The sequence below is a fragment of the Pseudonocardia petroleophila genome (genome assembly GCF_014235185.1).
Lineage (GTDB): Bacteria > Actinomycetota > Actinomycetes > Mycobacteriales > Pseudonocardiaceae > Pseudonocardia > Pseudonocardia petroleophila.
Map to the genome: position 1 here is coordinate 4,308,713 of NZ_CP060131.1, position 26,999 is coordinate 4,335,711.

The window sequence follows — 26,999 nt, forward strand, 5'->3', positions numbered from 1 at the left end:
ACGGGTCAGCGGGCGCGCGCCCAGCCGCGGACGGCGGCCCGCCCGAGCACGGCGGGATCGGCGCCGAACGCGTCGAGGGTCGAGGTCACCAGTGCGGCCCGGGGGAGCAGGGCCGCCCACCGCCGGGCCTCCGCGAGCGGGTGCACCGCGTCCCCGGACAGCCCGACCACCCCGGCCGGCACGTCCAGCACCCGCAGCTCGGCGGGGGAGGGGCCGGGTTCCGCGGCCGCAGCGTCGAGCGCGTCGGGCAGCCCGGGGCCGTGCCGGGCCCAGGCGCGCGCGAGCTCGTCGGCCAGCCACCGGGGTGCCCCGGACCGCGCGGACGCGACCGCGGCGGCCAGGCCGTCGCGGCGCACCTGCGCGGCGGTGAACCGCGCGGCGAGGGCGGCGGGTGCGTCGGCCGGGTCACCGCCCCAGGCGGGCAGGACCAGCAGCAGCCCGGCCAGCCGCCCGGGGTCCGCGTGGGCGGCCCAGCGCGCCGCGACGTGCGCCCCGAGCGACACCCCGCCCACCAGCAGCGGGCCGTCGGCGCGCGCCAGCGCGGCGTCCAGCGCCGCGCGGTACCCGGCGACCACGTCCCGCCCGCGACGCGGGGCGGGCGCCACGAGACCCACCCCCGCGACCCGCAGCGGCGCCGCGAACGCGGCCCGGACGAACACCTCGTCGGACCCGGATCCGGGGAGCACGACCGCCGTCGCCGGCCGACCGTCCGGCGAGCCGCCCCACCGTTCGGCGCTCGGCCGGGCACGTGCGGCTCGACGCGCGGGATCGGCCCCGTCCGGGGGCATCGACGCAGGTTTCCGGGGAGTTACGCTGGAAGGGTAGCGGGCCCGACGGCGGGCCCGGATGTGATGGGGGAGAGATGGGCACCACCGACGGTGGCGCGTTCAAGCGGATGCTCAAGCGTCTGACCAGCGACGTCGACACGCTGGACGCCGACGACCTCTCCTCCGACGCCGAGAAGTCCGGGGCCCAGCGCGCATCGGACTGCGCCTGCGGCGACGAGGTCGAGGTGCTCGGTAGGCTGCGCAGCGTGGAGTTCTGCCCGCAGGACGCCGCGGCGTCCCTGGAGGCGGAACTGTTCGACGGCAGCGAGGGAGTCACCTTGATCTGGCTGGGCCGGCGGCGCATCCCGGGTATCGAGCCCGGGCGCACGATGCGGGTTCGCGGGCGCCTCGCCGTCCGCGACGGGCGCAAGGTGCTCTACAACCCGTACTACGAGATCTGCCAGGCCCAGTGACGGCAGGTCCCGACGGGGAGCGTCCCGCGCGCACGATGCCGACGCTGCTCGACCAGATGGGCGGCGTGTCCGGCATCGTCGCCTCGTCGATCCCGGTGGGCGTCTTCGTCGTCGCCAACATCGTCTTCGAGCTGCAGCCCGCGATCATCGCGGCGGTCGTCGCCGGGGTGCTGGTCACCGTGTGGCGCATCGCGCGCAAGCAGCCGGTGCAGCCCGCGGTCTCCGGTCTGCTCGGCGTCGGCCTGGCCGCGTTCATCGCCTCGCGCACCGGCGAGGCCCGCGGCTTCTACCTGCCCGGCCTGATCACCAGCGGGTTCCTCGCGGTGGCGTTCCTGGTCTCGGTCCTGGTGCGCCGCCCCCTGGCCGGGGTGATCTGGCACGGCATCAACGGCGACGGGCAGGGCTGGCGGAACAACCCGCTGCTACTGCGGGCCTACACCTACGCCACGCTGCTGTGGACGCTCGTGTTCGCCTCCCGCGTGGTCCTGCAGGGCCTGCTCTACGACGCCAACGAGGAGACCTGGCTCGGCGTCGCTCGCCTGGCCATGGGCTACCCGCTCACCGGCCTGGCCCTGCTGTTCACGATCTGGGCCGTCCGCCGCGCCCACCGCGCCTCCGCGGACCCGGCCGTCTAGTCCCCCGTCACGTGGTGCGGGATCGACCGCACCACGTGCGAGGCGAACCCGTAGGCCTCCGCGACGAGCGCGTGCAGGTGGTCGCTGCCGACCCGGTAGAGCATCCGCCGGCCGTCGCGCCGCACCTGCACGAGCCCGGCCAGCCGCAGCCGGCCCAGGTGCTGCGACACCGACGAGCGCGACGCCTCCACCTGCGCCGTCAGCGTCGTGACGTCCTGCTCCCCGGCGGCGAGGAGCCGCAGCAGGTGCAGCCGCGTGGGATCGGCCAGGTGCCCCAGCACCTCCGCGGCGTTTTCGTGCAGGCCGCTGGCAGCTGCCACTCCGTCGTGCGCGCGCATGATTGCATGATGGTCCTGAGCAGGGCATCCTGCAACCGTGAACGAGTCACGCGAGGGTCACGGCCACGGTCACCAGGGCCACGGCCACGGCCACGGTCATCACCGCACCGGCGTCCGGGCCGCCGTCGCCGCGGTGCTCCGCCCGCACAGCCACGATCCCGCCGACTCGGTCGACGCCGAGCTCGAGGCCAGCGCCGACGGCATCCGGGCCCTCAAGATCAGCCTGGTCGTGCTGCTGGCGACCGCGCTGGCGCAGGCCGTGGTGGTGGCGCTGTCCGGGTCGGTCGCGCTACTCGCCGACACCATCCACAACGTCGGGGACGCCCTCACCGCCGTCCCGCTGTGGATCGCGTTCGTGCTGGGTCGCCGCGCCGCCACCCGCCGCTACACCTACGGGTTCGGCCGGGCCGAGGACCTCGCGGGCGTGTTCGTCGTCGCGATGATCGCGCTGTCGGCGGTGGTGGCGGGCTGGGAGTCGGTCCACCGGCTGATCGAGCCCCGACCGGTCGAGAACGTCGGCATCGTGCTGGCCGCGGGGGTCATCGGGTTCGCCGGCAACGAGCTCGTCGCGGTGTACCGGATCCGGGTCGGGCGCCGGATCGGCTCCGCCGCGCTCGTCGCCGACGGCCTGCACGCCCGCACCGACGGGTTCACCTCGCTCGCGGTGGTGGGCGGCGCGGTCGGCGTGCTGCTCGGGTTCCCGCTCGCCGACCCGGTCGTCGGGCTGCTGATCACCGCCGCGATCCTGGTGGTCCTGCGCGGGGCCGCCCGCGACATCTACCGGCGCCTGATGGACGCCGTCGACCCCGCGCTCGTCGACACCGCGGAGGCGGCGCTGCGCGCGGTCCCCGGCGTGCTCGACGTCGAGTCGCTGCGGCTGCGCTGGATCGGGCACCGGCTGCGCGCCGAGACCGCGATCGCCGTCGACCCCGGCCTGTCGGTCGTCGACGCGCACGCGCTCGCCGCCCGCGCCCAGCACCGCCTGCTGCACGACGTGCCGCGGCTGGCGGCGGCGTCGGTGCACGTCAGCCCGGCGGGGGAGCACGGGGCGGCGCACCACGCCGAGCTGGCGCACCACCTGGGGTAGCTCAGCGCTCCAGCGCCGCCCGGATGTCCTCCTCGACCGCGGCGGTCGCCACGAAGACGAGCTCGTCGCCCGGCTCCAGCGCGTCGTCGGCCTGCGGCACGATCACCCGGCCGCCGCGCAGGATCACCACGAGCGCGGAGTCGACGGGCAGCTTCACCGAGCGGACCGGCCGCCCGGCCAGCGGGGTGTCGGCGGGCAGCGTCACCTCGACGAGGTTGGCCTGGCCCTGGCGGAAGGTGAGCAGCCGGACGAGGTCGCCCACGGCCACCGCCTCCTCGACGAGCGCGGCGAGCAGGCGGGGGGTGGACACGGCGACGTCGACGCCCCAGTTGTCGCCGAAGAGCCACTCGTTGCGGGGGTCGTTCACCCGCGCGACCACCCGGCGCACCGCGAACTCGGTCTTGGCCAGCAGCGAGACCACGAGGTTGACCTTGTCGTCGCCGGTCGCGGCGATCACGACGTCGCAGCTCTCGATGTCGGCGTCCTCGAGGGTGGACAGCTCGCAGGCGTCGGCGTGCACCCACTCCGCCGCCTCGACGGTCTCCGGCGCGATGTTGGCCAGCTCGCGCTCGATGAGCATGACCTGGTGGTGGTTGTCGAGCAGTTCGAGCGCGATGGACCGCCCGACGGCGCCCGCTCCCGCGATGGCGACGCGCATGGGATCAGCCTTCCTGCGGGGGAGCGGCTGCGGCCGCGGTGACGTCGCTGACCGTGCCGGAGACCGCCGCGACGTAGACGGTGTCCTCGGCCTGGACGACGGTGTCGGGCCGGGGCAGCACGCCCGTGCCGAACCGGACCACGAACGCCACCCGCGACCCGGTGACGCGCTCCAGCTCGGACACCGGGTGCCCGACCCAGTCCTCGTGCACCGGCAGGGGCAGGATCGCGACCGTGCCCGAGGGCTCCCGCCAGGCCGACGCGACGCCGTCGGGCAGGATCATCCGCAGCAGCCGGTCGGTGCTCCAGGGCACGGTGGCGACCGTCGGGATGCCGAGGCGCTCGTAGACCGCGGCCCGCTTCTCGTCGTAGATGCGGGCGACGACCCGCTCGATGCCGAAGCTCTCCCGGGCGACCCGTGCCGCGATGATGTTGGAGTTGTCGCCGCTGGAGACCGCGGCGAACGCGCTCGCCCGCTCGACCCCGGCCTCGACGAGCACCTCCCGGTGGAAGCCCTCGCCGATCACCTGCCGGCCGCGGAACTCCGGTCCGAGCCTGCGGAAGGCCTGCGGGTTCCGGTCGACGACCGCCACCTCGTGGCCGAGGCGTTCGAGCCCGGCGACGAGCGACGAGCCGACCCGGCCGCACCCCATGATCACGACGTACACACCGCGGAACGTTAGCGCGCCCGCTGCCGGTCGGACAGGACGCGGGCATAGGCTGCGCGCGTGTCCACGCTCGCCACCGCGGTGAAGCGCATCCTGGTCGGGCGACCGCAGCGGAGCGATCGGCTCAGCCACCAGCTCCTGCCCAAGCGGATCGCGCTCCCCGTCTTCGCCTCCGACGCCATGTCCTCCGTCGCCTACGCGCCCGAGGAGATCTTCCTGACGCTGTCGATCGCGGGCGTCACGGCCTACGCGTTCTCGCCGTGGATCGGGCTCGCGGTCGTGATCGTGCTGCTCACGGTGGTCACGAGCTACCGGCAGAACGTGAAGGCCTACCCGTCGGGCGGCGGGGACTACGAGGTCGCCACCGTCAACCTGGGCAAGAAGGCCGGGCTGACGGTCGCGAGCGCGCTGCTCGTCGACTACACGCTGACCGTCGCGGTCTCGATCTCCGCGGCCGCGGCCAACGTCGGCGCGCTCGTGCCCTACGTCGCCGAGCACAAGGTGCAGTTCGCCGTCGCCGCGATCGTCGTGCTCACCGCGGTCAACCTGCGCGGGGTGCGGGAGTCCGGCGTCGCGTTCGCGATCCCCACCTACGCGTTCATGATCGGCATCGCCACCATGATCATCTGGGGGCTGACGCGGATCCTGCTGCTCGGCGAGACCGTGCAGGCCCCCAGCGCCGGTCTGGAGCTCGTGGCCGAGGGCGACGCGCTCACCGGGCTCGCGCTGGCGCTGCTGGTGCTCCGCTCGTTCACGCAGGGCTGCGCGGCGCTGACCGGCGTCGAGGCGATCAGCAACGGCGTCCCGGCCTTCCGCAAGCCCAAGTCGAGCAACGCCGCGAAGACGCTGCTGCTGCTCGGCGGCATCTCCGTCACGATGTTCATGGGCCTGATCTGGCTGGCCCAGCTCACCGGGGCGAAGATCGCGGAGAACCCGGCCGTCCAGTTCCCCGGCGCCCCGGCCGGCTACGTCCAGCAGACGCTGGTGGCCCAGCTCGCCGACGCGGTGTTCGACGACTTCCGGTTCGGCTTCTTCTTCGTCGTCGTGGTCACCGCGCTGATCCTCGTGCTCGCCGCCAACACCGCCTACAACGGCTTCCCGGTGCTCGGCTCGATCCTCAGCCAGGACCGCTACCTGCCCCGCCAGCTGCACACCCGGGGCGACCGGCTGGCGTTCTCCAACGGCATCCTGGTGCTCGCGGGCGTCGCGATCCTGCTGGTCGTGGGGTTCCAGGCCGAGGTCACGCGGCTGATCGCGCTCTACACCGTCGGCGTGTTCACCTCGTTCACGCTGAGCCAGTTCGGGATGCTGCGGCACTGGAACCGGCACCTGGCCGGCGAGACCGACCCCGCCGAGCGCACCCGGATGCGCCGCGCGCGCGTCGTCAACGGGTTCGGGGCGGGCATGACCGGCGTCGTGCTGGTCATCGTGCTGATCACGAAGTTCACCCGCGGCGCGTGGATCGCGATCGCCGCCATGGCCGTGTTCTACCTGCTGATGACGGCGATCCAGAAGCACTACGACCGGGTCTCGGCCGAGCTGATCGCGGGCGACGGCGACGGGGTGCTGCCCTCGCGCAACCATGCGATCGTGCTGGTCTCGACGCTGCACAAGCCGACGCTGCGGGCGGTCGCCTACGCCAGGGCGACGCGCCCCGACGTGCTCGAGGCGGTCACCGTCAACGTCGACGAGGCCGACACCAAGCGCCTGATGCGCGACTGGGACAAGCGCAAGATCCCGGTCGCGCTCAAGGTGATCGAGTCGCCGTACCGGGAGATCACCAAGCCCGTCCTCGACTACGTCAAGCGGATCCGCAGCGACAACCCCCGCGACGTCGTCACCGTGTTCATCCCCGAGTACGTCGTGGGGCACTGGTGGGAGCAGATCCTGCACAACCAGAGCGCGCTGCGGCTCAAGGGCCGGCTGCTGTTCCAGCCCGGGGTGATGGTCACCAGCGTGCCCTGGCAGCTCGCGTCCTCGGAGCGGGTCACGACGCGGCGGCCCGAGACCCCGCCCGGCTCCGCCCGGCGCGGCTACGAGACCCCGCCGGCCCCCGTCCCCCCCACGAAGGTGCGCCGATGACGCTCGACTGGACCGACCGGATCCTCGACCTCGAGGTCGGCGCGGTCGCGCACGGCGGGCACTGCGTCGCGCGGTCGGAGGGGCGGGTCGTGTTCGTGCGGCACGCGCTGCCGGGCGAGCGGGTGCGGGCCGTGGTGAGCGAGGACGGCGGCGGCGGGTTCTGCCGGGCCGACGCCGTCGCGGTGCTCGACGCGTCGCCGGACCGGGTGCCCGCGCCGTGCGACTGGGCCCGCGCGGGGGGCTGTGGCGGCTGCGACCTGCAGCACGCCGACCCCGCCGCCCAGCGCGCGCTCAAGGCCGACGTGCTGGCCGAGCAGCTGCAGCGCCTCGCCGGCGTCGTGCGCCCGACCGTGGTCGAGGAGCTGCCCGGCGGGCCGCTGGGCTGGCGGCACCGCGTGCGGCTCGCCGTCGACCCGGCGGGGCGGGCCGGGCTGCGCGCGCACCGCAGCCACGACGTCCTGCCCATCGCCGACTGCCCGCTCGCCCCGGCCGGCACGCTGCCCCCGGTGCTCGACCACGGCTTCGAGCCCGGCGGCGAGGTCGAGGTGGCCTCCGACGCCGACGGGCTGGTCCACGTCGACGCCCCCGGCGCGCACGGGGGCGGGTTCCCCGAGAACGGCCCGGCGGTCCAGCGGGCCGTCGGCCGGGAGTGGAAGCTCTCGCCCGGCGTGTTCTGGCAGGTGCACCCGGCGCTGCCGGACACCCTCGCGGCGGTAATCGGCGAGTGGGCCGCCGCGCCCGAGGGCAGCGTGGCCTGGGACCTCTACGGCGGCGTCGGGCTGTTCGCGGCCGTGCTGGCCGGGCAGGTCGGGCCCGCGGGCGGCGTCACCGTCGTCGAGTCCTCGCGCGCCGCCGTGGCCGACGGGCGGGCCGCGCTGGCCGATCTCCCGCAGATCGGGTGGCGGGTGGGGCGGGTCGAGAAGCTCGCGAGGGTCCTGGACGGGCAGCCGGACGTCGTCGTCGCCGATCCGCCGCGCAAGGGACTGGGCCGCGAGCTCGTCGGGACGCTCTGCGAGCGGGCGCCGCAGCGGATCGTCCACGTGGCGTGCGACCCGGCCGCGCTGGCCCGTGACGTCGCCCTCTTCGCCGCCGGCGGATACCGGTTGGCGGAGCTGCGCGCCTTCGACGCCTTCCCGATGACGCACCATTTCGAGTGCGTCGCGCTGCTGGTCCGGGAGTAAGGGGAAAAGCGCCCCGGAACCGTTCCGGGCGCTTCTCCGCACGGGTCAGCCGCCGAGGGTGAAGGCACCGCCGGACGCCGTGTCGGTGGCCACGACGCGGAAGTTCGTGGCGGTGCTGCTCTGGGCGCGTGCGGCGTCGAACGCGGCGCCGAGGACCGGCACCCCGGTCCGGATGGTGCGCATCTCGGGGTCGGACCCGTTCACCGTATGTGCGCTGATCGCGGTATTTCCTCACCCCGCGATCACCCGGTTCTTACCGATTCCGTGGGCGCCGGGCAGAGGGCATGATCGCGGCATGGACGACCTCGCCCGCTTCCTCGACGGCTGGGCGCCCGCCCCGCTCGTGACGACCGCCCGCATCGACCCGTGGCCGGGCGCGGCCTTCGCGGCCGTGCTCGACCAGCCGCCGCCCGGGGACGAGCTCCCCCCGATGTGGCACGGGTTCCACCTGCTCGACCACCCGGCGCAGGCGGAGCTGGGCGACGACGGGCACCCGGCGCACGGCCGGTTCCTCCCGCCGCTGCCGGACCGGCGCCGGATGTTCGCCGGCGGGCGGCTGGAGGTCCGCACCCCGCTGCGGGTCGGCGATCTCGTCACCCGGCGCTCGACGCTGGTGTCGGCGGTGCCCAAGTCGGGGCGCAGCGGGGCGATGGTGCTGGTGACGCAGCGACACGAGTTCACCGTCGACGGGGCGCTCGTGCAGGTCGAGGAGCAGGACTTCGCCTACCGCAGCCAGCCCGCGGGCACCGCCCGCGCGCTCGCCCCGGCCGCCGCGGGGGAGCCGCCCGCCGGCCCGTGGCGGCTCGACCTGACCCCGGACGCGCCCCTGCTGTTCCGGTTCAGCGCGCTGACCCACAACACCCACCGCATCCACTACGACCACCCGTACGTCACCGGCGTCGAGGGCTACCCCGGCCTGGTCGTGCACGGCCCGCTGCTCGCCCTGCTGCTGCTGGAGCTGCCCCGCCGGTTCGCGCCGGACCGCCGTGTCACCGCCTTCTCCTACCGGCTGCGGCAGCCGGTGTTCGCCGGCGCGGCGGTGGTGGCGTCGGGTGCGCCGGAGGAGCTGGGGGCCGGGGAGGCGGGCCGGTCACCGGCGGTGACCGGCGCGGTGACGCTCACCGATGCGGGGGCCCGCCCGCCGGTGGTGCGCCGAGCGTCACCGGGCACCATGGACGGGTGACGAGTACTGCCACCGCCCTCCGGAACACCGTCCCGCACGGCCCGCACACCGTCGAGCAGCGCATCGCCGACGAGCTCGGCGTCCGGCGGAACCAGGTGGCCGCGGCCGTCGAGCTCCTCGACGGCGGCGCCACGGTCCCGTTCATCGCCCGGTACCGCAAGGAGGCCACCGGCACCCTCGACGACGCGCAGCTGCGCACGCTCGAGGAGCGCCTGGGCTACCTGCGTGAGCTGGAGGACCGGCGCACCGCCGTGCTGGACGAGATCCGCAGGCAGGGCAAGCTCGAGCCCGAGCTGGAGGGCCGGATCCGCGCTGCGGAGTCGAAGGCGCGCCTGGAGGACATCTACCTCCCGTTCAAGCCCAAGCGCCGCACCAAGGCGATGGCCGCCCGCGAGGCCGGCCTGGAGCCGCTGGCCGACGCCCTGCTCGGCGACCCGTCGCTCGACCCGCAGGAGACCGCCGCGGGCTACGTGAACGACACGGTCGCCGACGCCGCCGCGGCCCTGGAGGGCGCCCGCGCGATCCTCGTCGAGCGCTTCGGCGAGGACGCCGACCTCATCGGCGGGCTGCGCGAGCGGATGTGGACGCGCGGCGTGCTCGTCACGAAGGTCCAGCCGGGCAAGGAGGCGGAGGGCGCCAAGTTCTCCGACTACTTCGACTTCTCCGAGCCGTTCACCAAGCTCCCCTCCCACCGGATCCTCGCCGCGCTGCGCGGGGAGAAGGAGGAGATCCTCGACCTCTCGCTCGAACCGTCGGCCGAGCCGGCCGAGCCCGGCGTGCGCACCGACTACGAGGCCACGATCGCGGCCGCGTTCGGCATCACCGACGAGGGCCGACCGGCCGACAGGTGGCTGAACGACGTCGTGCGCTGGGCCTGGCGCACCCGGATCCTGCTGCACCTGGGCATCGACATCCGCGTGCGGCTGCGCACCGTCGCGGAGGAGGGGGCCATCGGCGTCTTCGCGACGAACCTGCGCGACCTGCTGCTCGCCGCGCCCGCCGGCAGCCGCGCGACGATGGGCCTGGACCCGGGGCTGCGCACCGGGGTGAAGGTCGCCGTCGTCGACGCCACGGGCAAGGTCGTCGCGACCGACACGATCTACCCGCACGAGCCCCGCAAGGACTGGAAGGGCTCGCTGGCCACGCTGACCAGGCTCGCCGCCGCGCACGACGTCGAGCTGGTGGCGATCGGCAACGGCACCGCCTCGCGGGAGACCGACCAGCTCGCGCGCGAGCTCGCCGCCACCAACCCCGCCCTGAAGCTGACGCCGGTCATGGTGAGCGAGGCCGGGGCGTCGGTGTACTCGGCGTCGGCGTTCGCCTCGGCCGAGCTGCCCGACCTCGACGTGTCGATCCGCGGCGCCGTGTCGATCGCCCGCCGCCTGCAGGACCCGCTCGCCGAGCTGGTGAAGATCGACCCGAAGTCCATCGGCGTGGGTCAGTACCAGCACGACCTCGCGGAGTCGGCGCTGTCGCGCTCGCTCGACGCGGTCGTCGAGGACTGCGTGAACGCGGTCGGCGTCGACGTCAACACCGCGTCGGTGCCGCTGCTGCGCCGCGTCTCGGGGATCACCGAGGGCCTCGCCGCGCAGATCGTCGCGCACCGCGACGCCAACGGCCCCTTCCGCACCCGCACCGCGCTGGTGGACGTCCCGCGCCTGGGCCCGAAGGCCTTCGAGCAGTGCGCGGGCTTCCTGCGCATCCGCGGCGGCGACGACCCGATCGACGCCTCGGGCGTGCACCCGGAGGCCTACCCGGTGGTGCGCCGGATCGTGGAGACGGCGAAGGTCGACGTCGCCTCCCTCCTGGGCAACGCGCCGAAGATCAGGACGCTGCGCGCGAAGGACTTCGTCGACGAGACGTTCGGGCTGCCGACCGTCTCCGACATCCTCGGCGAGCTGGAGAAGCCCGGCCGCGACCCGCGCCCGGCGTTCCGCACGGCCACCTTCGCCGACGGCGTCCACAAGATCTCCGACCTGCGTCCGGGGATGCTGCTGGAGGGCCAGGTCACCAACGTCGCGGCGTTCGGGGCGTTCGTCGACGTGGGCGTGCACCAGGACGGCCTGGTGCACGTGTCGGCGATGTCGAAGGACTTCGTGTCCGACCCGCGCGAGGTCGTCAAGAACGGCGACGTGGTGCGCGTCAAGGTGATGGAGGTCGACGAGGCGCGCAAGCGCATCTCGCTGACCCTGCGCCTCGACGACGAGGTGGGGGCCGACGGGAAGCCGGTGTCGCAGCGCGAGCGGCGCTCCGGCGGCGACCGCCCCGAGGGGGAGCGCCGCGGCGGCGGGCCCCGGGGCGGCCCCCGCGGGTCGGGCGGCGGCAAGGACGGCGGGGCGAGGCGCGGCGACGGCAAGGGCGCCGACGCCGGGCGCAGCGGGGGTCAGCGCGGCGCGGGTCAGGGCGGCGGCCGCGGGGGGTCCCGCGGCGGCTCGAGCAGCAGCCCCGGTGGCGGTCTCGGCAACAGCGCCATGGCCGACGCCCTGCGCCGCGCCGGACTGGCCGACGGCGGCAAGGAGTAGCGGAGGCTCAGCCCGCCAGCACCGCCACCACGTGCTCGACGTCGGAGAGGTCGTCGAGCACGTGGTGGGCGCCCGCGGCCGTCAGCTCCGCGACCGAGGCCGGGCCGGTGGCGACGCCGACGGCCACGACACCGGCGGCGAGCGCGGCGCCCACGTCGTGCACGGTGTCGCCGACGACGAGCACGTCGGCGTCGGCGAACGGGCCGTGGGCCGCCTCGGCGCGCTCCCGGCTGCGGCGCACCAGCTCGGCGCGTACGGGGTGGTCGTCGCCGTAGCCGCCGACGGCGGTGTCGAGGTGCGCGTCGAGGCCGAACGCCGCGACCTTCCCGACGCCGACGGGCGCGATGTTGCCGGTCACCAGCGTCTGCACGACGTCGGTCCGGCCGGCGAGCGCGGCCAGCACCGCGGCGGCGCCGGGCAGCAGTCGGCCCTCGACGGCCATCCGCCCGGCCCGCCCGGCGAACTCCTCGGCGTAGCGGGCGAAGAACGGCTCCAGGTGCGGGCCGGCGTCGTCGATGCCGTGCTGGGCGAACAGCTCGGGGGTGATCGACAGGTCGGTCCGGCCCGCGGCGACCAGCGCACCGCGCCACGGGATCCCGGTGACGGCGGTGAACGCCGCCGCGTACGCCTCGACGCCCACCCCGCCCCCGACGAGCAGCGTGCGGTCGACGTCCCACTGGATCAGCCTCATGCGCTGATCCTGCGCGATCAGGCGGCGACGACCTGCGCCGCCCCGAGCAGCCGGTCCGACAGACGGGCGAGCACGGCGTCGTCGACGCCGTGTGCGGCCAGCCAGCCCGCGGCGCCGCCCTCGTGGGCCTCGACCTCGTCGAGCACCGCCTCCAGCGCCGCGGCCTGCACGCCCATCAGGGCGCGGTTGCGCGGCTCGTGGATCCCCGCGGCGCGCAGCGTGGCCCACAGCTGCGGGAGGTTGGCCTCGGTGCGCAGGTAGTCGGCCAGGACGTCGGCCCGGCGCACCCCGACGGCGCTGAGCAGCACCGCGACGACGACGCCGGTGCGGTCCTTGCCCGCGGTGCAGTGCACCAGCACCGGGCCGGAGGAGGAGGCGACGACCCCGGCGATGTGCGCGATGGAGCCGGCGGCGTCGCGGGCGAGGATCCGGTAGGCCTCGGCCAGGTCGTCGCCGGTGGACCGCTCCGCGGCGAGCGCGGGCGCGAGGTCGGCGCCCATCGGGACGGAGTGGACGGTGGTGCCGGGGCGGTCGAGGCGGTGCGGGGCGGGGTCCTCGCCCGGGACGCGCAGGTCGATGACGTCCGAGGGCGGCCAGACCGCCACCGAGGCGGACGCGGCGGTGCCGGACAGCGGCAGCTCGCTGCGGTAGAGCACGCCCCGGCGCACGATCCGGCCGTCGTCGGTGCGCAGACCGCGCACGTCGCGGAGGTTGGCGGGTGCGGGGGAGATCGTCACGTCGACCAGGGTCCCCGCGCGAGGTGAACGGCGAGCGACATCGTGACCGACGTCCCGTGTGACGTCAGCGGTTGCGCGGGTGGTCCCGGGCCGCGCGCTCGCTGCCCCGCTTGTAGTCGCCGGTGACCCGGGCCATGAGCTGCTGCGGGTCACCCGACTCGACGTCGACGAGGAACTGCGCGGCGGCGGCCCCGCGCAGCGTCGTGGCGGGCCGGCCGCGGTGGGTGATGCGGACCTCGTCACCGCGCTGCACGTAGTCGAAGCCGCCGGGGGAGTGCGCCACGCCGGTCATGCTCGCACCCCGATGTGGTGGTGGGCGGCGCCACCTGGGAGTATTACCGGTCGATGGTGCGTTGAAGGCCATCAGAGACCGCAACGGCCAGGCAGATTTCGTGCAGAGGGCCCGCGGGCTCGCCCGCGGGTACGCCGACGTGTGCCCGCCGACTGCGACGGAAGACTTCATTTGTCCCAGCACGACACGTCCCGGCACGACTCCGACCAGATCACCTTCGCCGAGCTGCCCCTGCGCGCCGAGCTCCTCTCGGTCGTCGAGGAGCTGGGCTACACCAGCCCGAGCCCGATCCAGGCCGAGGCCATCACCCCGCTGGTGGAGGGCCGCGACCTGCTCGGCCAGGCCGCCACCGGCACCGGCAAGACGGCGGCGTTCGCGCTGCCGATGCTGGAGCGCCTCACCGACCTGCGCCCCGCGCGCGACCGCGGTGCGGCCCCGTTCGGCCTGATCCTGGCCCCCACCCGTGAGCTCGCGCTGCAGGTCTCCGAGGCGGTCACCCGCTACGGCTCGCACCTGCGCACCCGCGTCCTCACCGTCTACGGCGGCGCGCCGGTCGGCCCGCAGCTCAAGGCGCTGCACCAGGGCGTCGACGTGGTCGTGGCCACGCCGGGCCGCGCGATCGACCTGATGAACCGCGGCGCGCTCAAGCTCCAGGACCTCGAGATGGTCGTCCTCGACGAGGCCGACGAGATGCTCGACATGGGCTTCGTCGAGGAGATCGAGACGCTGCTCGACGCCACCCCGGACACCCGGCAGGTCGTGCTGTTCAGCGCCACCATGCCGCGCCGCATCGAGACCCTCGCGCAGAAGTACCTGCGTGAGCCGGTCACCGTGCGGATCGCCCGCGAGGAGGCCGTCGAGGGCGAGGCGCCGCAGGTCCGCCAGACCGCCTACCTCGTGCCGCGCACCCACACCACCGCTGCGCTCGGGCGCGTGCTGGAGGCCGAGCGCCCGAAGGCGGCCATCGTCTTCTGCCGCACCCGGCTCGACGTCGACGCCGTCACCGAGACGCTGACCGGTCGCGGCCTGCGCGCCGAGGCGCTGCACGGCGGCATGGACCAGGAGCACCGCACCCGCGTGGTCGAGCGGCTGCGCAGCGGGCGCACCGAGCTGCTCGTCGCCACCGACGTCGCGGCCCGCGGCCTCGACATCGACCTGCTCACCCACGTCGTCAACCACGACGTGCCGCAGAGCTCCGAGGCCTACGTCCACCGCATCGGCCGCGTCGGCCGGGCCGGGCGCGAGGGCGTCGCGATCACCCTCGCGCCGCCGTCGAAGGTGTACGCGCTGCGCAACGTGGAGCGGCTCACCGGGCAGACCATCGAGATGGCGCCGGTGCCCACCGCCGCCGACCTGCGGGCCGCCCGCCTGGAGCGCACGCGCGACGCGCTGCGCGCCGAGCTGGAGACCGGTACGCCCGACGCAGGAGACGGCGTCGACGCGATGATCGCCGGCCTGGCCGAGGACTTCGACCCGGCCGACGTCGCCGCGGCCGCGATCCGGCTGATGACCGCCGCCGCCGGCTCGCCCGACGACGGTGAGGACATCCCGGTGGTCAGCGCGCCCCGCTCGGGCTCGCGCGACGCCCGCGGCCCCCGCGACACCCGCGGGCGCGGCGGATCGGCGGCGGGCACCCGCGCGCCGAAGGCCGGCACCACGCGGCTGTTCGTCAACGCGGGCCGCGCCAGCGGCGTGCGCCCGCAGGACATCGTGGGCGCGCTCGCCAACGAGTCCAACCTGACGGGCCGCGACATCGGCGCCATCCAGATCCACGAGCGCCACGCGCTCGTCGAGATCCCGGAGCACGCCGCCGACGACGTCCTGCGCAGCCTGCGAGGCACCACGACGCTCAAGGGCCGCCGGGCCAACGTCCGGCGCGACCGCGGGTTCGCGGGCGCCGGAGCGGGCCAGAGGGACTAGTCGCTTTAGGACGAACGGTCCAGCGCCGCTCTGCTAGTTTCGCCCGATGCGCGGGCGGACGGCGGTGGCGGCGCTGGCCGCGTTCACGGTCATCTCCGGGTGCTCGGCCGTCGTGCCCGGCACCGGGTCGCCCGCCCGTGACGTCCCCGTCGCCGCCCTGCCCTTCGACGACGCCGAGCGCGTCCTCGCCGAGCAGATGGCGATCCTGCGGTCGTGGGACGTCTGCGCGATGCACGACGTCGCCGCGGCCGAGCGCGAGACCGGGGCCGTCGCGTTCGCCGTACGCCCGGTGGGCGGGTACGACGGCTGCGAGATCGCGCTGGAGTCGGCCGCGGACGGCGCCCTGTCCTACGTGACGATCGAGGTCGCCGAGGTGGTGCGGGGCTCGGGCACGCCGCGCGAGATCGGCGGGCGCACGTTCGCGCCGGTCGCCCCGGCCCCGCGCGCGCAGGGCCGTCCCGAGTGCGGCTACGCCCGGGAGGTCGCGCTGGGCTGGGGCGTCGTGGTGCGGGGCGAGGTGGCCGAGGACCCGGCCGCCTCCTGCGCGCTCGCCGGTGACTACCTCGCCGACGTCCTGCCGCGCATCGACGCCCCGCCCCGGCGCGCGGCGGCGGCCACCGCCCCGGCGTTCGCGCTGGGGGAGCAGGACCCGTGCGCGGTCCTCGCCGGGCTGGCCGTCGACGTCGCGGACGTCACCGTCGACGGGCCGCGGACCTGCTCGGCCCCGGGTGTGGCGGTGGCGTTCGGGCTGGCCCAGGTCGAGACCGACGTCCCGGGCACGGCGACGCTGCTGCCGGGCGGCCGCGTCGAGGTCGTCGACGACGCCCCGGACGGCTGCACGGTGACGCGCCAGGCGAGCGACACCACGCTGCTCGCCCCGTCGCTGCCCTACCTGTTCCGCGAGGTCCTCGCGGTCACCGCGGCGGACTGCGCGACCGCCCGCTCCCACCTCGACGCGGTCGCCCTGCCGGGTCCCGCGGCCGCGGCGCCGGGGGCGCTGGAGCTGGGCTCGCTGGAGGACTTCCCGACCGCCGACGACGTGGGCGCGCCGTTCGACCCGTGCGCGACCATCGGCTGGTCGGCGTTCCCCGCACCGGTGCGGCCGCCGGGGATCGACCCGCGCCCGTTCCCCTCGCCCGTCGACCCGGGCACGCTCTACCGCGTGGGCTGCGACTACTCCTCCGACGCACTCGCGTCGGTCCTGAGCTGGGGCCCGGCCACCGGCGCGTACACGACGGACCCGGCCGCGCGCCCGGGCGTCGCCACCCGGTTCGGCGGCCGTCCCGGGCTGGAGCACCGGGCCGCGCCGACGCCGGGCGAGGCGCCCCTGTGCCTGTCGACCATGCAGATCGGCAACGGCATCGCCGGGGTCGTCACACTGGCCCGCGACACCACGGCCGACCTGTGCGCGGTCAACCGCGCCGTGCTGGAGACGCTGGCACCGCTGGTGCCGTGAGCAGGAGGGTGGGTACCTCGATGGCCGACGACGTCCGTCCGGATCCGGTGCGGACGGCGGTGCGGCGCGCGATGTGGCGCCTGCTGCCGTTCCTCGGGTTCTGCTACCTGCTCAACTACATCGACCGCGTCAACGTCGGGTTCGCCGCGCTGCGGATGAACCCCGACCTCGGGCTCTCGGCCGCGGCGTACGGGCTCGGCGCCGGGCTGTTCTTCGTCGGCTACTTCTTCTTCGAGATCCCGAGCAACGTGATCCTGCACCGCGTCGGGGCCCGGCTGTGGATCGCGCGGATCATGGTGACCTGGGGGATCGTCGCCTCGGCCACGGCGTTCGTGACGAACGAGATCGGCTTCTACGTCGTGCGGTTCCTGCTCGGCGTGGCGGAGGCCGGGTTCTTCCCCGGCATCATCCTGTACCTGACGTACTGGTTCCCGCGGGCGCAGCGGGCGCGGGTGGTCGCCCTGTTCTTCCTGGCCGTGCCGCTGTCCTCCGTGCTGGGGGCGCCGATCTCGACGCTGCTCATCGAGAACGGCGACGGCCTGCTCGGGTTCGAGCAGGGCTGGCGGTTCATGTTCTTCGCCGAGGGCGTCCCGGCGGTGCTCGTCGGGTTCCTGGTGCTCGTGCTGCTGCCCGACCGCCCGACCCGTGCCCGCTGGCTCGCCGCCGACGAGGCCCGGGCCCTGGAGGCGCGGATCGCGGCCGAGGACACCGAGCAGGTGCCGGAGACCACCGGGATGCGCGGCGCGCTGCGCGACGGCCGGGTGATCGCGCTGTCGGTCGTCTACTTCGGGGTGGTGTTCGGGCTCTACGTGCTCGCGTTCTTCCTGCCGCAGGTGGTGTCGGACCTGCAGGAGCAGTTCGCCGTGGAGTTCTCCCTGGTGCAGATCGGGCTGATCACGGCGGTGCCCTACGCGGTGGCGTCGGTGGCGATGCTGCTCAACGCCCGGCACTCCGACGCCACCGGGGAGCGGTCGTGGCACGTCGCGGTGCCGGCCTTCGTCGGGGCGGCGGGGGTGGCGGTCGCGCTGTTCCTGGACTCGCCGTACCTGGTGATCGCGGCGATGTGCGTCTGCGCGGCGGGCGTGTTCGCCGCGATCCCGGTGATCTGGCAGATCCCGCCGACGTTCCTGACGGGCGTCGGGGCGGCCGCCGGCATCGCGCTGATCAACTCGTTCGGCAACCTGTCCGGCTTCGTCGGCCCGTACCTGACGGGGTGGCTGCAGGGCGTCACCGGCGACTTCCGGGCCGGGATGTTCGTCGTCGCCGCGTTCATGGTGCTGTCCGGTGTGGTGGTGCTGGTGGTCGGCAGGAAAGCTGGGCACCCCACCACCCGAGGAGTTCGCGCATGACCGACATCAAGCCCCGTTCCCGCGACGTCACCGACGGCCTGGAGCGCGCCGCCGCGCGCGGCATGCTCCGCGCGGTCGGGATGCGCGACGAGGACTTCGGCAAGCCCCAGATCGGCATCGCGTCGAGCTGGAACGAGATCACCCCGTGCAACCTGTCGCTGCAGCGCCTCGGCCTCGCGGCGAAGGAGGGCGTGCACCGCGCGGGCGGGTTCCCGATGGAGTTCGGCACCATCTCCGTCTCCGACGGGATCTCGATGGGCCACGTCGGGATGCACTGGTCGCTGGTGTCGCGCGAGGTCATCGCCGACTCCGTGGAGACCGTGGTGCAGGCCGAGCGGCTCGACGGCACCGTGCTGCTCGCGGGCTGCGACAAGTCCCTGCCGGGGATGCTCATGGCGGCCGCGCGGCTCGACCTCGCCGCGGTCTTCCTCTACGCCGGGTCGATCATGCCCGGGTACGTGGGGGAGCGGGAGGTGACGATCGCCGACGCGTTCGAGGCCGTCGGCGCGTGCGCGCGCGGGCTGATCACCCGCGAGGAGGTCGACGCGATCGAGCGCGCGATCTGCCCCGGTGAGGGTGCCTGCGGCGGCATGTACACCGCGAACACGATGGCGAGCGCGGCCGAGGCGCTGGGCATGGCGCTGCCCGGCTCCGCGAGCCCGCCCGCGGTCGACCGGCGCCGCGATGGCATCGCCCGCGCGTCCGGCGAGGCCGTCATCGGGATGATCGAGAAGGGCATCACCGCGCGGCAGATCCTCACCAAGCAGGCGTTCGAGAACGCGATCGCCGTCGTGATGGCGTTCGGCGGGTCCACCAACGCGGTGTTGCACCTGCTGGCCATCGCCTGGGAGGCGGGCGTGCCGCTGGAGCTGGCCGACTTCACCCGCATCGGCGACCGCGTGCCGCACCTGGCCGACGTCAAGCCGTTCGGGGCGCACGTGATGTCCACCGTCGACCGCGTCGGCGGTGTGCCGGTCGTCATGAAGGCGCTGCTCGACGCCGGGCTGCTGCACGGCGACGTGCTCACCTGCACCGGGTCGACGCTGGCCGAGAACCTGGCCGTGATCGACCCGCCCGACCTCGACGGCGAGATCCTGCGCGCCCTGTCGAACCCGATCCACCCGACCGGCGGCATCACGATCCTGCACGGCTCGCTCGCGCCCGAGGGGGCCGTCGTCAAGAGCGCGGGGTTCGACTCGTCGCGGTTCGAGGGCACCGCCCGCGTGTTCGACGGCGAGCAGGGCGCGATGGACGCCGTGCCCGACCTGCAGCCCGGCGACGTCGTCGTCATCCGCTACGAGGGCCCGCGCGGCGGCCCGGGGATGCGCGAGATGCTCGCCGTCACCGGGGCGATCAAGGGCGCCGGGCTGGGCAAGGACGTGCTGCTGCTGACCGACGGCCGGTTCTCCGGCGCCACCACCGGCCTGTGCGTGGGGCACGTCGCGCCCGAGGCCGTCGACGGCGGGCCGATCGCGTTCATCCACGACGGCGACCGGATCGTGCTGGACATGGCCTCGCGCACCCTCGACCTGCTCGTCGACGACGCGGAGCTGGCGCGACGCCGGGACGGATGGACGCCACCCACCCCCACGCCGGAACTGCGGCGGGGAGTGCTGGGGAAGTACTCGAAGCTCGTGGGGTCGGCGGCGCAGGGTGCGGTCTGCTCATGACCTGACGGCGAGGTTGCGGCGGGGGCGCTGTGCGGGGTCGATCCATCGGGGTGGGACGAACTCCGGTAGCCCGTCCCGGATCCGGACCGTCCAGTCCGAATGATGGATCTGGCGGTGGTGCGCCTTGCACAGCATCACCAGGTTGTTCAGCTCGGTCGGTCCCTCGCGTCCCCAGTGATCCACATGGTGGACGTCGCACCAGGACGGTGGTCGGTCGCATCCGGGGTGGGCGCAGCCGCGGTCTCTGACGGTGATGGCTTTGCGGAGCCCGTCGGGGATGGTCCGCTTCTCCCGCCCCACGTCCAGCGGTTGGCTGTCGCCGTTCATGACGATCGGGACGACTCCGGCGTCGCAGGCCAGCGTGCGCAGGGTGGCGGGGGTGATGGTGCCGCCGAACTCCAACATCGCCCCGCGCGCTCGGTCCTCGAGGTCTTCCAGTCGGATGATGACGGTGAGGTGGGGGCGTCGGCCGCCGGTCTCGGGGAGGTCGTCGCCGTGGTCGAGGACGTACCCGCACACGTCGGCCAATGCTTCGGCCTGCCGCTGGGCCGCGGTCCGGTCGTCGTCGGCGGTCAACGGCCTGGCCTTCGCATCGATGACCGCGGCGATGGCGTCGTAGAGGGCGGGGTCCTCGAACCGGCCCTTCAACGACCCGCCCGCCCCGCCACGGTGCCGGGTCAGACGAAGCTCGTTCACAGGCGGCGGCGAGTCGTCGGGTTCGGGCCCGTCCTGGTCCAGTCGGTCGATCAGCAGGGTGCCGAAGCTGAGCAGTTGTCCGGGCTTGGCCTGTTGGGCGTAGTCGGCGAGCTGCACCTCCGTGCCGGCCCACTCCTCGGTGGTGAGCCGTTCGGCAGCCCGCGTGCCCAGGACGCGGTGGATGACCTCAACATGCCGCCACCCGATCGTCCCCTTGTCGAGCGCGGCGGCGGTGGCGGGCATCCGCGCGGGGAGCTGCTCTCCGCTCAGGGTGGTGCGGCCGTGGACGTCGGCGGCCGCGGCGGTGAAGGACCGCGCCTGCCGGTGGTCCCACGACAGCAGATCCGACACCGCAGCAGCGGTGCTCGGATAACCGCGGGACAGGAACGTGCCCCGGTCGTCGAGGATGGCGACTGCTGCGCTGGAGATCGCCTCGACCCGCCGGTGCACGCCTTCGCAGAGGGTCAGGAGCGAGATCAGGTCGTTCTCGGAGGCGTGGGTGGTGGCGGCGGCGAGGTCGTCGAGTGCGGCAGCGAGGTGCTGGTGCGCGTCTTGGAGGGTGTCGCCGGCCATGGCCTGATTCGACTAGAACACACGTTCGAATGGAAGCGGATTGTCGCAGCTCAGGGACCGTTCGGCGCATGGCTGGGCGCTTCGGATAGTGGGCTGTCCGGCCTTCTTCGGCGTGGTGCGCAGGCGCCGGTCGGGCGTGGGTCGTCTGGGGTGAACTACCGGATCACGTGGCGGGGTGGGCGGCCGTTCCCGATCGACGTGCCCGACCTGCGCCCCGGAGGCTCGCCGTGTCGGGCGAGACGCCCGGTGGTCCCGAACCGCAACCCCACCGCCCGGATCGACCCCGTGCATGACCGGCTGGCGTCCTGGCCCTCGGTAGACCGGACCACGCCAGGACCGGCAGCCGGCTTGTCGGGTCAACCGGGCGGCACGTCTCCCGTCGATGCCCGCCGGAGCGCAACCCTCTGCGGACGCACGAGGGCATCGTCGCGGGCAGGCCACGACGTATGACGTCAGGGACCTCGGCCGAAGGCCTCCGGCCAACGCCAGGTCGCTGGGTCACACGATCAGCCTCATCGGCAGCGCCGTGGCGACATCGGTGCGGCACGATCGCGGCCAAGTCGCGTGGCGGCGGCGGGCTCGTCGGGCTGCGGCAGCGAACTCCGGGGCGGAGCTGGGTCCGAGCACGACGGCGAGATCGCACGGCGCCGGCCTGCTCGCCAGGCTTCCGTGCACACGGCGTGCCGCGCGGCGGCACGCCTCAGCAAGCGCGTCTGCGGCCAACTCGCCGGGCGCCTGCCGCAAACTCGCCGGGCGGCTCTCGCAAACTCGCGGGGCGGCAGCGGCAAACTCGCGGGTCCGGGCATAACCGATTGTTTACTGAGTGCTCGCTCAGATACCGTCGCGCCCATGACCACCGCCCGCACCGGCCGCGCCCGCCGCCTCGCCCCCGAGGCGCGGCGACGGGCGCTGGTCGAGGCGACCCTGCCGCTCGTGCTGCGGCACGGGGCCGCCGTCAGCACCCGGCAGATCGCCATGGCCGCAGGCGTCGCCGAGGGCACGATCTTCAGCGTCTTCCCGCACAAGGAGGCGCTGATGCGGGCGGTCACCGCGGCCGCGCTCGATCCCGGGGCCACCCTGCGCGAGCTCGGTGACGTCGACCGGTCCCTGCCGCTGCGCGCCCGCCTCGTCGCCGCGGTGGAGATCCTGCAGAGCAGGCTCACCGGCGTCTTCGGGCTCCTCGACGCCCTCGGCATGCACCGCCCTCCCGACGACGAGGAGTGCGAGCACCCCGCGCCCAGCACCATGAACGACGCGTTCCGCGCGGCCGTCGCCGACCTCGTCGGTCCCGACGCCCGCACCCTGCGCGTCCCGCCCGAGGAGCTGGCGCACGTGCTGCGGCTGCTCGTGTTCTCCGGCACCCACCCCCGCATCTGCGACGGGTCGCCGCTCTCCGCCGAGCAGATCGTCACCGTCCTGCTCGACGGCTACTCCCACCACCACCACGCCGGGAACAGCCCATGTTGATCAAGATCCTGCGCGGGTACCTGCGCGCCTACTCCAGACCCCTGCTGGCGGTGGTGGGACTGCAGCTCGTCGGCACCATCGCGGCGCTCTACCTGCCCAGCCTCAACGCCGACATCATCGACTCGGGCATCGCCCGCGGCGACACCGCCTACATCCTGGGCACCGGCGGCTGGATGCTGCTGGTGACGCTCGCGCAGGTGGCCTGCTCGATCGGGGCCGTCTGGTTCGGCGCCCGCACCGCGATGGGCTTCGGCGCCGACCTGCGCGCCGCCGTGTTCCACCGCGTCGGGGAGTTTTCGGCGCGGGAGGTCAGCCGGTTCGGGGCGCCGTCGCTGATCACCCGCAGCACCAACGACGTGCAGCAGGTGCAGATGCTGGTGCTGCTGTCGTGCACGATGCTCGTCTCCGCGCCGATCATGTGCGTCGGCGGCATCTTCTTCGCCCTGCAGGAGGACATCGGGCTGTCCTGGCTGGTGGCCGTCAGCGTGCCGGCGCTGGTCGTCGCGATCGGGCTGATCATCGTCCGGATGGTCCCGCAGTTCCGGCTCATGCAGGTGCGCATCGACGCCGTCAACCGCGTGCTGCGCGAGCAGATCACCGGCATCCGGGTGGTGCGCGCGTTCGTGCGCGAGCCGCTGGAGTCCGAGCGGTTCGGCGTCGCGAACACCGGGGTCACCGAGGTGGCGATCCGCGCGGGCCGGCTGCAGGCACTGATCTTCCCGGTCGTGATGCTGCTGCTCAACGCGTCCAGCGTGGCGGTGCTGTGGTTCGGCGCCGAGCGGATCGACGCCGGGCAGATGCAGATCGGGGCGCTGACCGCGTTCCTGCAGTACCTGCTGCAGATCCTGATGGCCGTCATGATGGCCACGTTCATGGCGATCATGATCCCGCGCGCCGCGGTGTGCGCCGACCGGATCGGCGAGGTGCTCGACACCGAGTCCTCCGTCGCCCCGCCGAGGCGCGCGACGGTCCCGGCCCGCGCCGACGGCCTGCTGCAGTTCGACCGCGCGGGCTTCACCTACCCCGGTGCCGCCGCCCCGGTGCTGCGCGAGGTCTCGCTGACCGCCCGGCCCGGGCAGACCACCGCGATCATCGGCAGCACCGGGGCGGGCAAGACCACCCTGCTGTCGATGGTGCCGCGCCTGTTCGACGCGACGGCGGGCTCGGTCCTCGTCGACGGCGTCGACGTCCGCGAGCTCGATCCCGAGGTGCTGTGGAAGCGGATCGGGCTGGTGCCGCAGAAGCCGTTCCTGTTCTCCGGGACGGTCGCGAGCAACCTGCGCTACGGCGACCCGGACGCCTCCGACGACGCACTGTGGACGGCGCTGGAGATCGCCCAGGGCGCCGACTTCGTGCGCGCGATGGAGGGCGGCCTCGACGCCCCGATCAGCCAGGGCGGCACCAACGTCTCCGGCGGCCAGCGCCAGCGCCTGGCGATCGCCCGCGCACTCGTGCGCAAGCCCGAGATCTACCTGTTCGACGACTCGTTCTCCGCGCTCGACCTCGCCACCGACGCCCGCCTGCGGGCGGCGCTGGGGCCGGTCACCGCGACGGCGACGGTCGTGATCGTCGCCCAGCGCGTGTCGACCATCCAGGGCGCCGACCAGATCGTCGTCCTGGAGGACGGGGCGGTGGTCGGGATCGGGCGCCACGACCAGCTCCTGGAGACCTGCCCGACCTACGTCGAGATCGTCGAGTCCCAGCTCAGTGCGGAGGTGGGCGCGTGAGTGCCCCGGCGAAGCCCCGGCAGGACAAGGAGACCGTCCAGGCCGCGCGCGGCATGGCGGCCGAGCGCCGCGGCGGCGGGCCGCCGTGGGGCGGCATGGGCCAGCCCGCGGAGAAGGCGTCGAACTTCTGGCCGTCGCTGCGCCGCCTCGCCGTCCGGCTGTCGCCGGAGCGCGTCGGCGTGGTCGCGGTGATCGTGCTCGGCGTCGTCAGCACGGCGCTCAACGTCATCGGCCCGTACCTGCTCGGCGCGGCCACCGACGTCATCTTCGCGGGGGTGGTGGGCCGGCAGCTGCCGGCCGGGATCACCGCGGAGCAGGCGGCGCAGGCCGCCCGCGCGTCCGGTGACGACGCCGTCGCCAACCTCATCGCGGCCCAGGACGTGGTGCCCGGCGTCGGGATCGACTTCACGGCGCTGTCCATGGTGCTGCTCGGCGTGATCGCGCTGTACCTCGCCGCGTCGGTGTTCGGCTACGGCCAGGGCTACCTGCTCAACGGCATCGTGCAGCGCACCGTGTTCGCGCTGCGCCGCGACGTCGAGGACAAGATCAACCGGCTGCCGCTGCGCTACTTCGACTCCCAGCAGCGCGGCGAGGTGCTCAGCCGCGTCACCAACGACATCGACAACGTCCAGACCAGCCTGCAGCAGACGATGAGCCAGCTGCTCACCTCGCTGCTGACGATCGTCGGCGTGGTCGTGATGATGTTCGTCGTCTCGCCGCTGCTGACGCTGATCGCGCTGGTCACGATCCCGGTGACGCTGTGGCTGACGAAGGCGATCGCGTCGCGGTCGCAGCCGCAGTTCGTGGCGCAGTGGCGGCACACCGGGCGGCTCAACGGGCTGATCGAGGAGTCGTTCACCGGCCACGAGCTGGTGCGGGTGTTCGGCCGCCGCTCCGAGACCGAGGCCGAGTTCGCCTCCCGCAACTCCGAGCTGTTCGAGGCGAGCTTCCGCGCCCAGTTCATCAGCGGGATCATCATGCCGACGATGATGTTCGTCGGGAACCTCAACTACGTCGCGGTCGCCGTCATCGGCGGGCTGCGGGTGGCGTCGGGGTCGCTGAGCCTGGGCGACGTGCAGGCGTTCATCCAGTACTCGCGGCAGTTCACGCAGCCGCTGACGCAGGCGGCGTCGATGGCGAACGTGCTGCAGTCGGGCGTGGCGTCGGCGGAGCGGGTGTTCGAGCTGCTCGACTCCGAGGAGCAGACGCCCGACCCGCAGTCGCCGCAGGTGCGCACCGAGCGCCGGGGGCGGGTGGCGTTCGAGAACGTCGCGTTCCGCTACCTCGCCGACACCCCGCTGATCGAGGACCTGTCGCTGGTCGCGGAGCCGGGGCAGACCGTCGCGATCGTGGGGCCGACCGGCGCGGGCAAGACCACGCTGGTCAACCTCATCCTGCGGTTCTACGAGCTCGACGGCGGCCGGATCACCCTCGACGGCGTCGACATCGCCGCGATGGCCCGCTCCGACCTGCGCTCGGGCATCGGGATGGTCCTGCAGGACACGTGGCTCTTCGGCGGCACGATCCGCGACAACATCGCCTACGGCAACCCCGACGCCACGCCGGAGCAGCTGATGGCGGCCGCGGAGGCCACCTACGTCGACCGGTTCGTGCGGTCGCTGCCCGACGGCTACGACACCGTCATCGACGAGGAGGGATCCAACGTCAGCGCGGGGGAGAAGCAGCTCATCACGATCGCGCGGGCGTTCCTGGCCGACCCGTCGCTGCTGATCCTCGACGAGGCCACGAGCTCCGTCGACACCCGCACCGAGGTGCTGGTGCAGCGGGCGATGGCGGCGCTGCGCAGCGACCGCACGAGCTTCGTCATCGCCCACCGCCTCTCCACCATCCGCGACGCCGACCTGATCCTCGTCATGGAGGCGGGGAGCATCGTGGAGCAGGGCACCCACGAGGAGCTCCTCGCCGCCCGCGGCGCCTACTGTGCGCTCTACAACGCCCAGTTCGCCGCGGCCGCGGCGATCGAGTGAGGGGGAGACCGTGCTGCTCGACGGCGTCAACCACATCGCCTGGATCTCCAAGGACGTGGCGCGCCTCGGCGCGTTCTACGCGACCGTGTTCGACGCCGAGGTCGGGCCGACGCGCCAGCACGGCGAGGACCCGGGCGAGACGATGACGACCATCCGGATCGGCCCGCGCACCGAGCTCAACATCGTGACGATCGAGGGCAACACCGAGCCCGACCGGCAGACCCCGATGTGGGGCCGCGGCCGGATCGACCACGTCGGGCTCGGTACCGCCACCCCGGAGGCGTTCGAGACGATCCGGGAGCGGCTCGTCGCGGCCGGGGCGAGCGACGGGCACGTCAACGACTTCGGCGGCGCGCTCAGCCTGTTCTTCCGCGACCCCGACGGGCTGGAGGGCGAGGTCCTGCTGCCGAAGCAGGTCAGTTGACGAAGCGGCGCACCCGCTCCGGGTGCAGGACGAACCGCACCCACTCGGCGTCGAGCATGCCGGCGAGCTCGTCGGCCCGGTCGGCGGCGGCCGGGCCCCAGTAGCGGGCGAACAGGCGGGCGACCAGGTCGGCCTCCCCGCCCGGCTCCTCGGTGACGGAGCCGGTAACCGACACCCAGTGCTCGCGCTCGCCCACCGGTGCGGCGACGACGAGCGAGGCCCGGGGGTCGCGGCGCAGGCGGCGCACCTTCGGGGCGTCCGGGTCGGTGAACAGCGTGATCGTGCCCTCGGGGGTGGTCTCGAACCACACCGGCCGGGGCTGCGCCGGCGTCGGCCCGCCCGCCACGGTGAGGAAGCCCTGCAGGGGGCGGCGCAGGAGGACGAGGTCGTCGGGGGTCAGGACGTCGGTGCTCATG

The 26,999-nt window shown here is 74.0% G+C and carries 25 protein-coding genes; 15 read left to right on the top strand and 10 right to left on the bottom strand.

Annotation, left to right across the window (positions count from 1 at the left end; genetic code table 11):
* Window positions 1–5: 5 nt before the first annotated feature.
* Window positions 6–686 carry an alpha/beta hydrolase gene (locus H6H00_RS21320; RefSeq protein ID WP_185717498.1) on the bottom strand — a complete coding sequence of 227 codons (681 nt, stop codon included), beginning with the start codon at window positions 684–686 and terminating at the stop codon, window positions 6–8.
* Window positions 687–862: 176 nt separating this feature from the next.
* On the opposite strand from H6H00_RS21320, the gene H6H00_RS21325 reads away from it, so the two are divergent.
* On the top strand, window positions 863–1,240 hold the full coding sequence (locus H6H00_RS21325) for an OB-fold nucleic acid binding domain-containing protein (protein WP_185717499.1): 378 nt from the start codon (window positions 863–865) through the stop codon (window positions 1,238–1,240).
* Entirely contained in the window at window positions 1,237–1,875 is a 639-nt protein-coding gene (locus tag H6H00_RS21330; protein ID WP_255425298.1) for a DUF3159 domain-containing protein, read from the top strand. Before H6H00_RS21325 ends, H6H00_RS21330 begins: the two co-directional genes overlap by 4 nt.
* On the opposite strand, the gene H6H00_RS21335 is transcribed toward H6H00_RS21330, so the two are convergent.
* The gene (locus H6H00_RS21335; RefSeq protein WP_185717500.1) at window positions 1,872–2,213 is read right to left on the bottom strand and encodes an ArsR/SmtB family transcription factor; all 342 of its coding nucleotides are present in this window, start codon (window positions 2,211–2,213) and stop codon (window positions 1,872–1,874) included. The genes H6H00_RS21330 and H6H00_RS21335 overlap by 4 nt on opposite strands.
* A gap of 37 nt (window positions 2,214–2,250) precedes the next feature.
* On the opposite strand from H6H00_RS21335, the gene H6H00_RS21340 reads away from it, so the two are divergent.
* Window positions 2,251–3,300, top strand: a complete 1,050-nt coding sequence (locus H6H00_RS21340; RefSeq protein WP_185717501.1) for a cation diffusion facilitator family transporter — start codon at window positions 2,251–2,253, stop codon at window positions 3,298–3,300.
* A gap of 1 nt (window position 3,301) precedes the next feature.
* On the opposite strand, the gene H6H00_RS21345 is transcribed toward H6H00_RS21340, so the two are convergent.
* The gene (locus H6H00_RS21345) at window positions 3,302–3,958 is read right to left on the bottom strand and encodes a potassium channel family protein (protein ID WP_185717502.1); all 657 of its coding nucleotides are present in this window, start codon (window positions 3,956–3,958) and stop codon (window positions 3,302–3,304) included.
* Between the two features lie 4 nt (window positions 3,959–3,962).
* The gene (locus H6H00_RS21350; RefSeq protein WP_185717503.1) at window positions 3,963–4,625 is read right to left on the bottom strand and encodes a potassium channel family protein; all 663 of its coding nucleotides are present in this window, start codon (window positions 4,623–4,625) and stop codon (window positions 3,963–3,965) included.
* A 60-nt stretch (window positions 4,626–4,685) separates the two neighbouring features.
* Between H6H00_RS21350 and H6H00_RS21355 the strand changes: the two genes are divergently transcribed.
* On the top strand, window positions 4,686–6,707 hold the full coding sequence (locus H6H00_RS21355) for an APC family permease (RefSeq protein WP_185717504.1): 2,022 nt from the start codon (window positions 4,686–4,688) through the stop codon (window positions 6,705–6,707).
* Entirely contained in the window at window positions 6,704–7,888 is a 1,185-nt protein-coding gene (locus H6H00_RS21360) for a class I SAM-dependent RNA methyltransferase (protein WP_185717505.1), read from the top strand. Before H6H00_RS21355 ends, H6H00_RS21360 begins: the two co-directional genes overlap by 4 nt.
* Window positions 7,889–7,933: 45 nt before the next feature.
* On the opposite strand, the gene H6H00_RS21365 is transcribed toward H6H00_RS21360, so the two are convergent.
* Window positions 7,934–8,092, bottom strand: a complete 159-nt coding sequence (locus tag H6H00_RS21365) for a hypothetical protein (RefSeq protein ID WP_185717506.1) — start codon at window positions 8,090–8,092, stop codon at window positions 7,934–7,936.
* A gap of 91 nt (window positions 8,093–8,183) precedes the next feature.
* Here H6H00_RS21365 and H6H00_RS21370 point away from each other — a divergent pair, with 91 nt between their 5' ends.
* Window positions 8,184–9,071 carry an HTD2 family dehydratase gene (locus H6H00_RS21370; RefSeq protein ID WP_185717507.1) on the top strand — a complete coding sequence of 296 codons (888 nt, stop codon included), beginning with the start codon at window positions 8,184–8,186 and terminating at the stop codon, window positions 9,069–9,071.
* Window positions 9,068–11,593 carry a Tex family protein gene (locus tag H6H00_RS21375; RefSeq protein ID WP_185717508.1) on the top strand — a complete coding sequence of 842 codons (2,526 nt, stop codon included), beginning with the start codon at window positions 9,068–9,070 and terminating at the stop codon, window positions 11,591–11,593. The genes H6H00_RS21370 and H6H00_RS21375 overlap by 4 nt, the downstream gene beginning before the upstream one ends.
* Window positions 11,594–11,600: 7 nt before the next feature.
* Here the strand turns inward: H6H00_RS21375 and H6H00_RS21380 are convergent, their stop codons facing one another.
* The 3 genes from H6H00_RS21380 to H6H00_RS21390 all read right to left on the bottom strand — a co-directional run bounded on the left by H6H00_RS21380 (window position 11,601) and on the right by H6H00_RS21390 (window position 13,313).
* Window positions 11,601–12,284, bottom strand: coding sequence for an HAD family hydrolase (locus H6H00_RS21380; RefSeq protein ID WP_185717509.1), 684 nt, complete (start codon window positions 12,282–12,284; stop codon window positions 11,601–11,603).
* Window positions 12,285–12,301: 17 nt separating this feature from the next.
* Complete coding sequence (locus H6H00_RS21385) at window positions 12,302–13,021, bottom strand: tyrosine-protein phosphatase (RefSeq protein ID WP_185717510.1); 720 nt, start codon at window positions 13,019–13,021, stop codon at window positions 12,302–12,304.
* Window positions 13,022–13,085: 64 nt separating this feature from the next.
* Window positions 13,086–13,313 carry a hypothetical protein gene (locus H6H00_RS21390; protein WP_185717511.1) on the bottom strand — a complete coding sequence of 76 codons (228 nt, stop codon included), beginning with the start codon at window positions 13,311–13,313 and terminating at the stop codon, window positions 13,086–13,088.
* Between the two features lie 171 nt (window positions 13,314–13,484).
* On the opposite strand from H6H00_RS21390, the gene H6H00_RS21395 reads away from it, so the two are divergent.
* Genes H6H00_RS21395 through ilvD form a run of 4 tightly spaced genes read left to right on the top strand, consistent with a single transcriptional unit; the run spans window position 13,485 to window position 19,708 of the window.
* Window positions 13,485–15,233 (top strand): DEAD/DEAH box helicase, encoded by a 1,749-nt coding sequence (locus tag H6H00_RS21395; RefSeq protein WP_255425300.1) that lies wholly within the window; start codon window positions 13,485–13,487, stop codon window positions 15,231–15,233.
* Window positions 15,234–15,279: 46 nt separating this feature from the next.
* Window positions 15,280–16,689: a hypothetical protein gene (locus H6H00_RS21400; protein ID WP_185717513.1), complete on the top strand. Its 1,410-nt coding sequence runs from the start codon at window positions 15,280–15,282 to the stop codon at window positions 16,687–16,689.
* 20 nt (window positions 16,690–16,709) lie between these two features.
* Window positions 16,710–18,038, top strand: a complete 1,329-nt coding sequence (locus H6H00_RS21405) for an MFS transporter (protein ID WP_185717514.1) — start codon at window positions 16,710–16,712, stop codon at window positions 18,036–18,038.
* Window positions 18,035–19,708, top strand: a complete 1,674-nt coding sequence (gene ilvD / locus H6H00_RS21410) for a dihydroxy-acid dehydratase (RefSeq protein ID WP_185717515.1) — start codon at window positions 18,035–18,037, stop codon at window positions 19,706–19,708. Before H6H00_RS21405 ends, ilvD begins: the two co-directional genes overlap by 4 nt.
* Here the strand turns inward: ilvD and H6H00_RS21415 are convergent.
* The gene (locus tag H6H00_RS21415; RefSeq protein ID WP_185717516.1) at window positions 19,703–20,977 is read right to left on the bottom strand and encodes an HNH endonuclease signature motif containing protein; all 1,275 of its coding nucleotides are present in this window, start codon (window positions 20,975–20,977) and stop codon (window positions 19,703–19,705) included. The two genes, ilvD and H6H00_RS21415, sit on opposite strands and share 6 nt — an antisense overlap.
* An 849-nt stretch (window positions 20,978–21,826) precedes the next feature.
* Here H6H00_RS21415 and H6H00_RS21420 point away from each other — a divergent pair.
* From H6H00_RS21420 to H6H00_RS21435, 4 genes are read left to right on the top strand one after another with little or no spacing between them, the layout of a single operon-like run.
* Entirely contained in the window at window positions 21,827–22,444 is a 618-nt protein-coding gene (locus H6H00_RS21420) for a TetR/AcrR family transcriptional regulator (RefSeq protein ID WP_185717517.1), read from the top strand.
* Complete coding sequence (locus H6H00_RS21425; protein WP_185717518.1) at window positions 22,438–24,171, top strand: ABC transporter ATP-binding protein; 1,734 nt, start codon at window positions 22,438–22,440, stop codon at window positions 24,169–24,171. Before H6H00_RS21420 ends, H6H00_RS21425 begins: the two co-directional genes overlap by 7 nt.
* Window positions 24,172–24,224: 53 nt before the next feature.
* Window positions 24,225–26,159 carry an ABC transporter ATP-binding protein gene (locus tag H6H00_RS21430; RefSeq protein WP_185722616.1) on the top strand — a complete coding sequence of 645 codons (1,935 nt, stop codon included), beginning with the start codon at window positions 24,225–24,227 and terminating at the stop codon, window positions 26,157–26,159.
* Window positions 26,160–26,169: 10 nt separating this feature from the next.
* Window positions 26,170–26,583: a VOC family protein gene (locus tag H6H00_RS21435; protein ID WP_185717519.1), complete on the top strand. Its 414-nt coding sequence runs from the start codon at window positions 26,170–26,172 to the stop codon at window positions 26,581–26,583.
* On the opposite strand, the gene H6H00_RS21440 is transcribed toward H6H00_RS21435, so the two are convergent.
* A complete protein-coding gene (locus tag H6H00_RS21440) occupies window positions 26,576–26,998 on the bottom strand; it encodes a pyridoxamine 5'-phosphate oxidase family protein (RefSeq protein ID WP_185717520.1) in 423 nt (140 codons plus the stop codon). The two genes, H6H00_RS21435 and H6H00_RS21440, sit on opposite strands and share 8 nt — an antisense overlap.
* Window position 26,999: the final 1 nt, after the last annotated feature.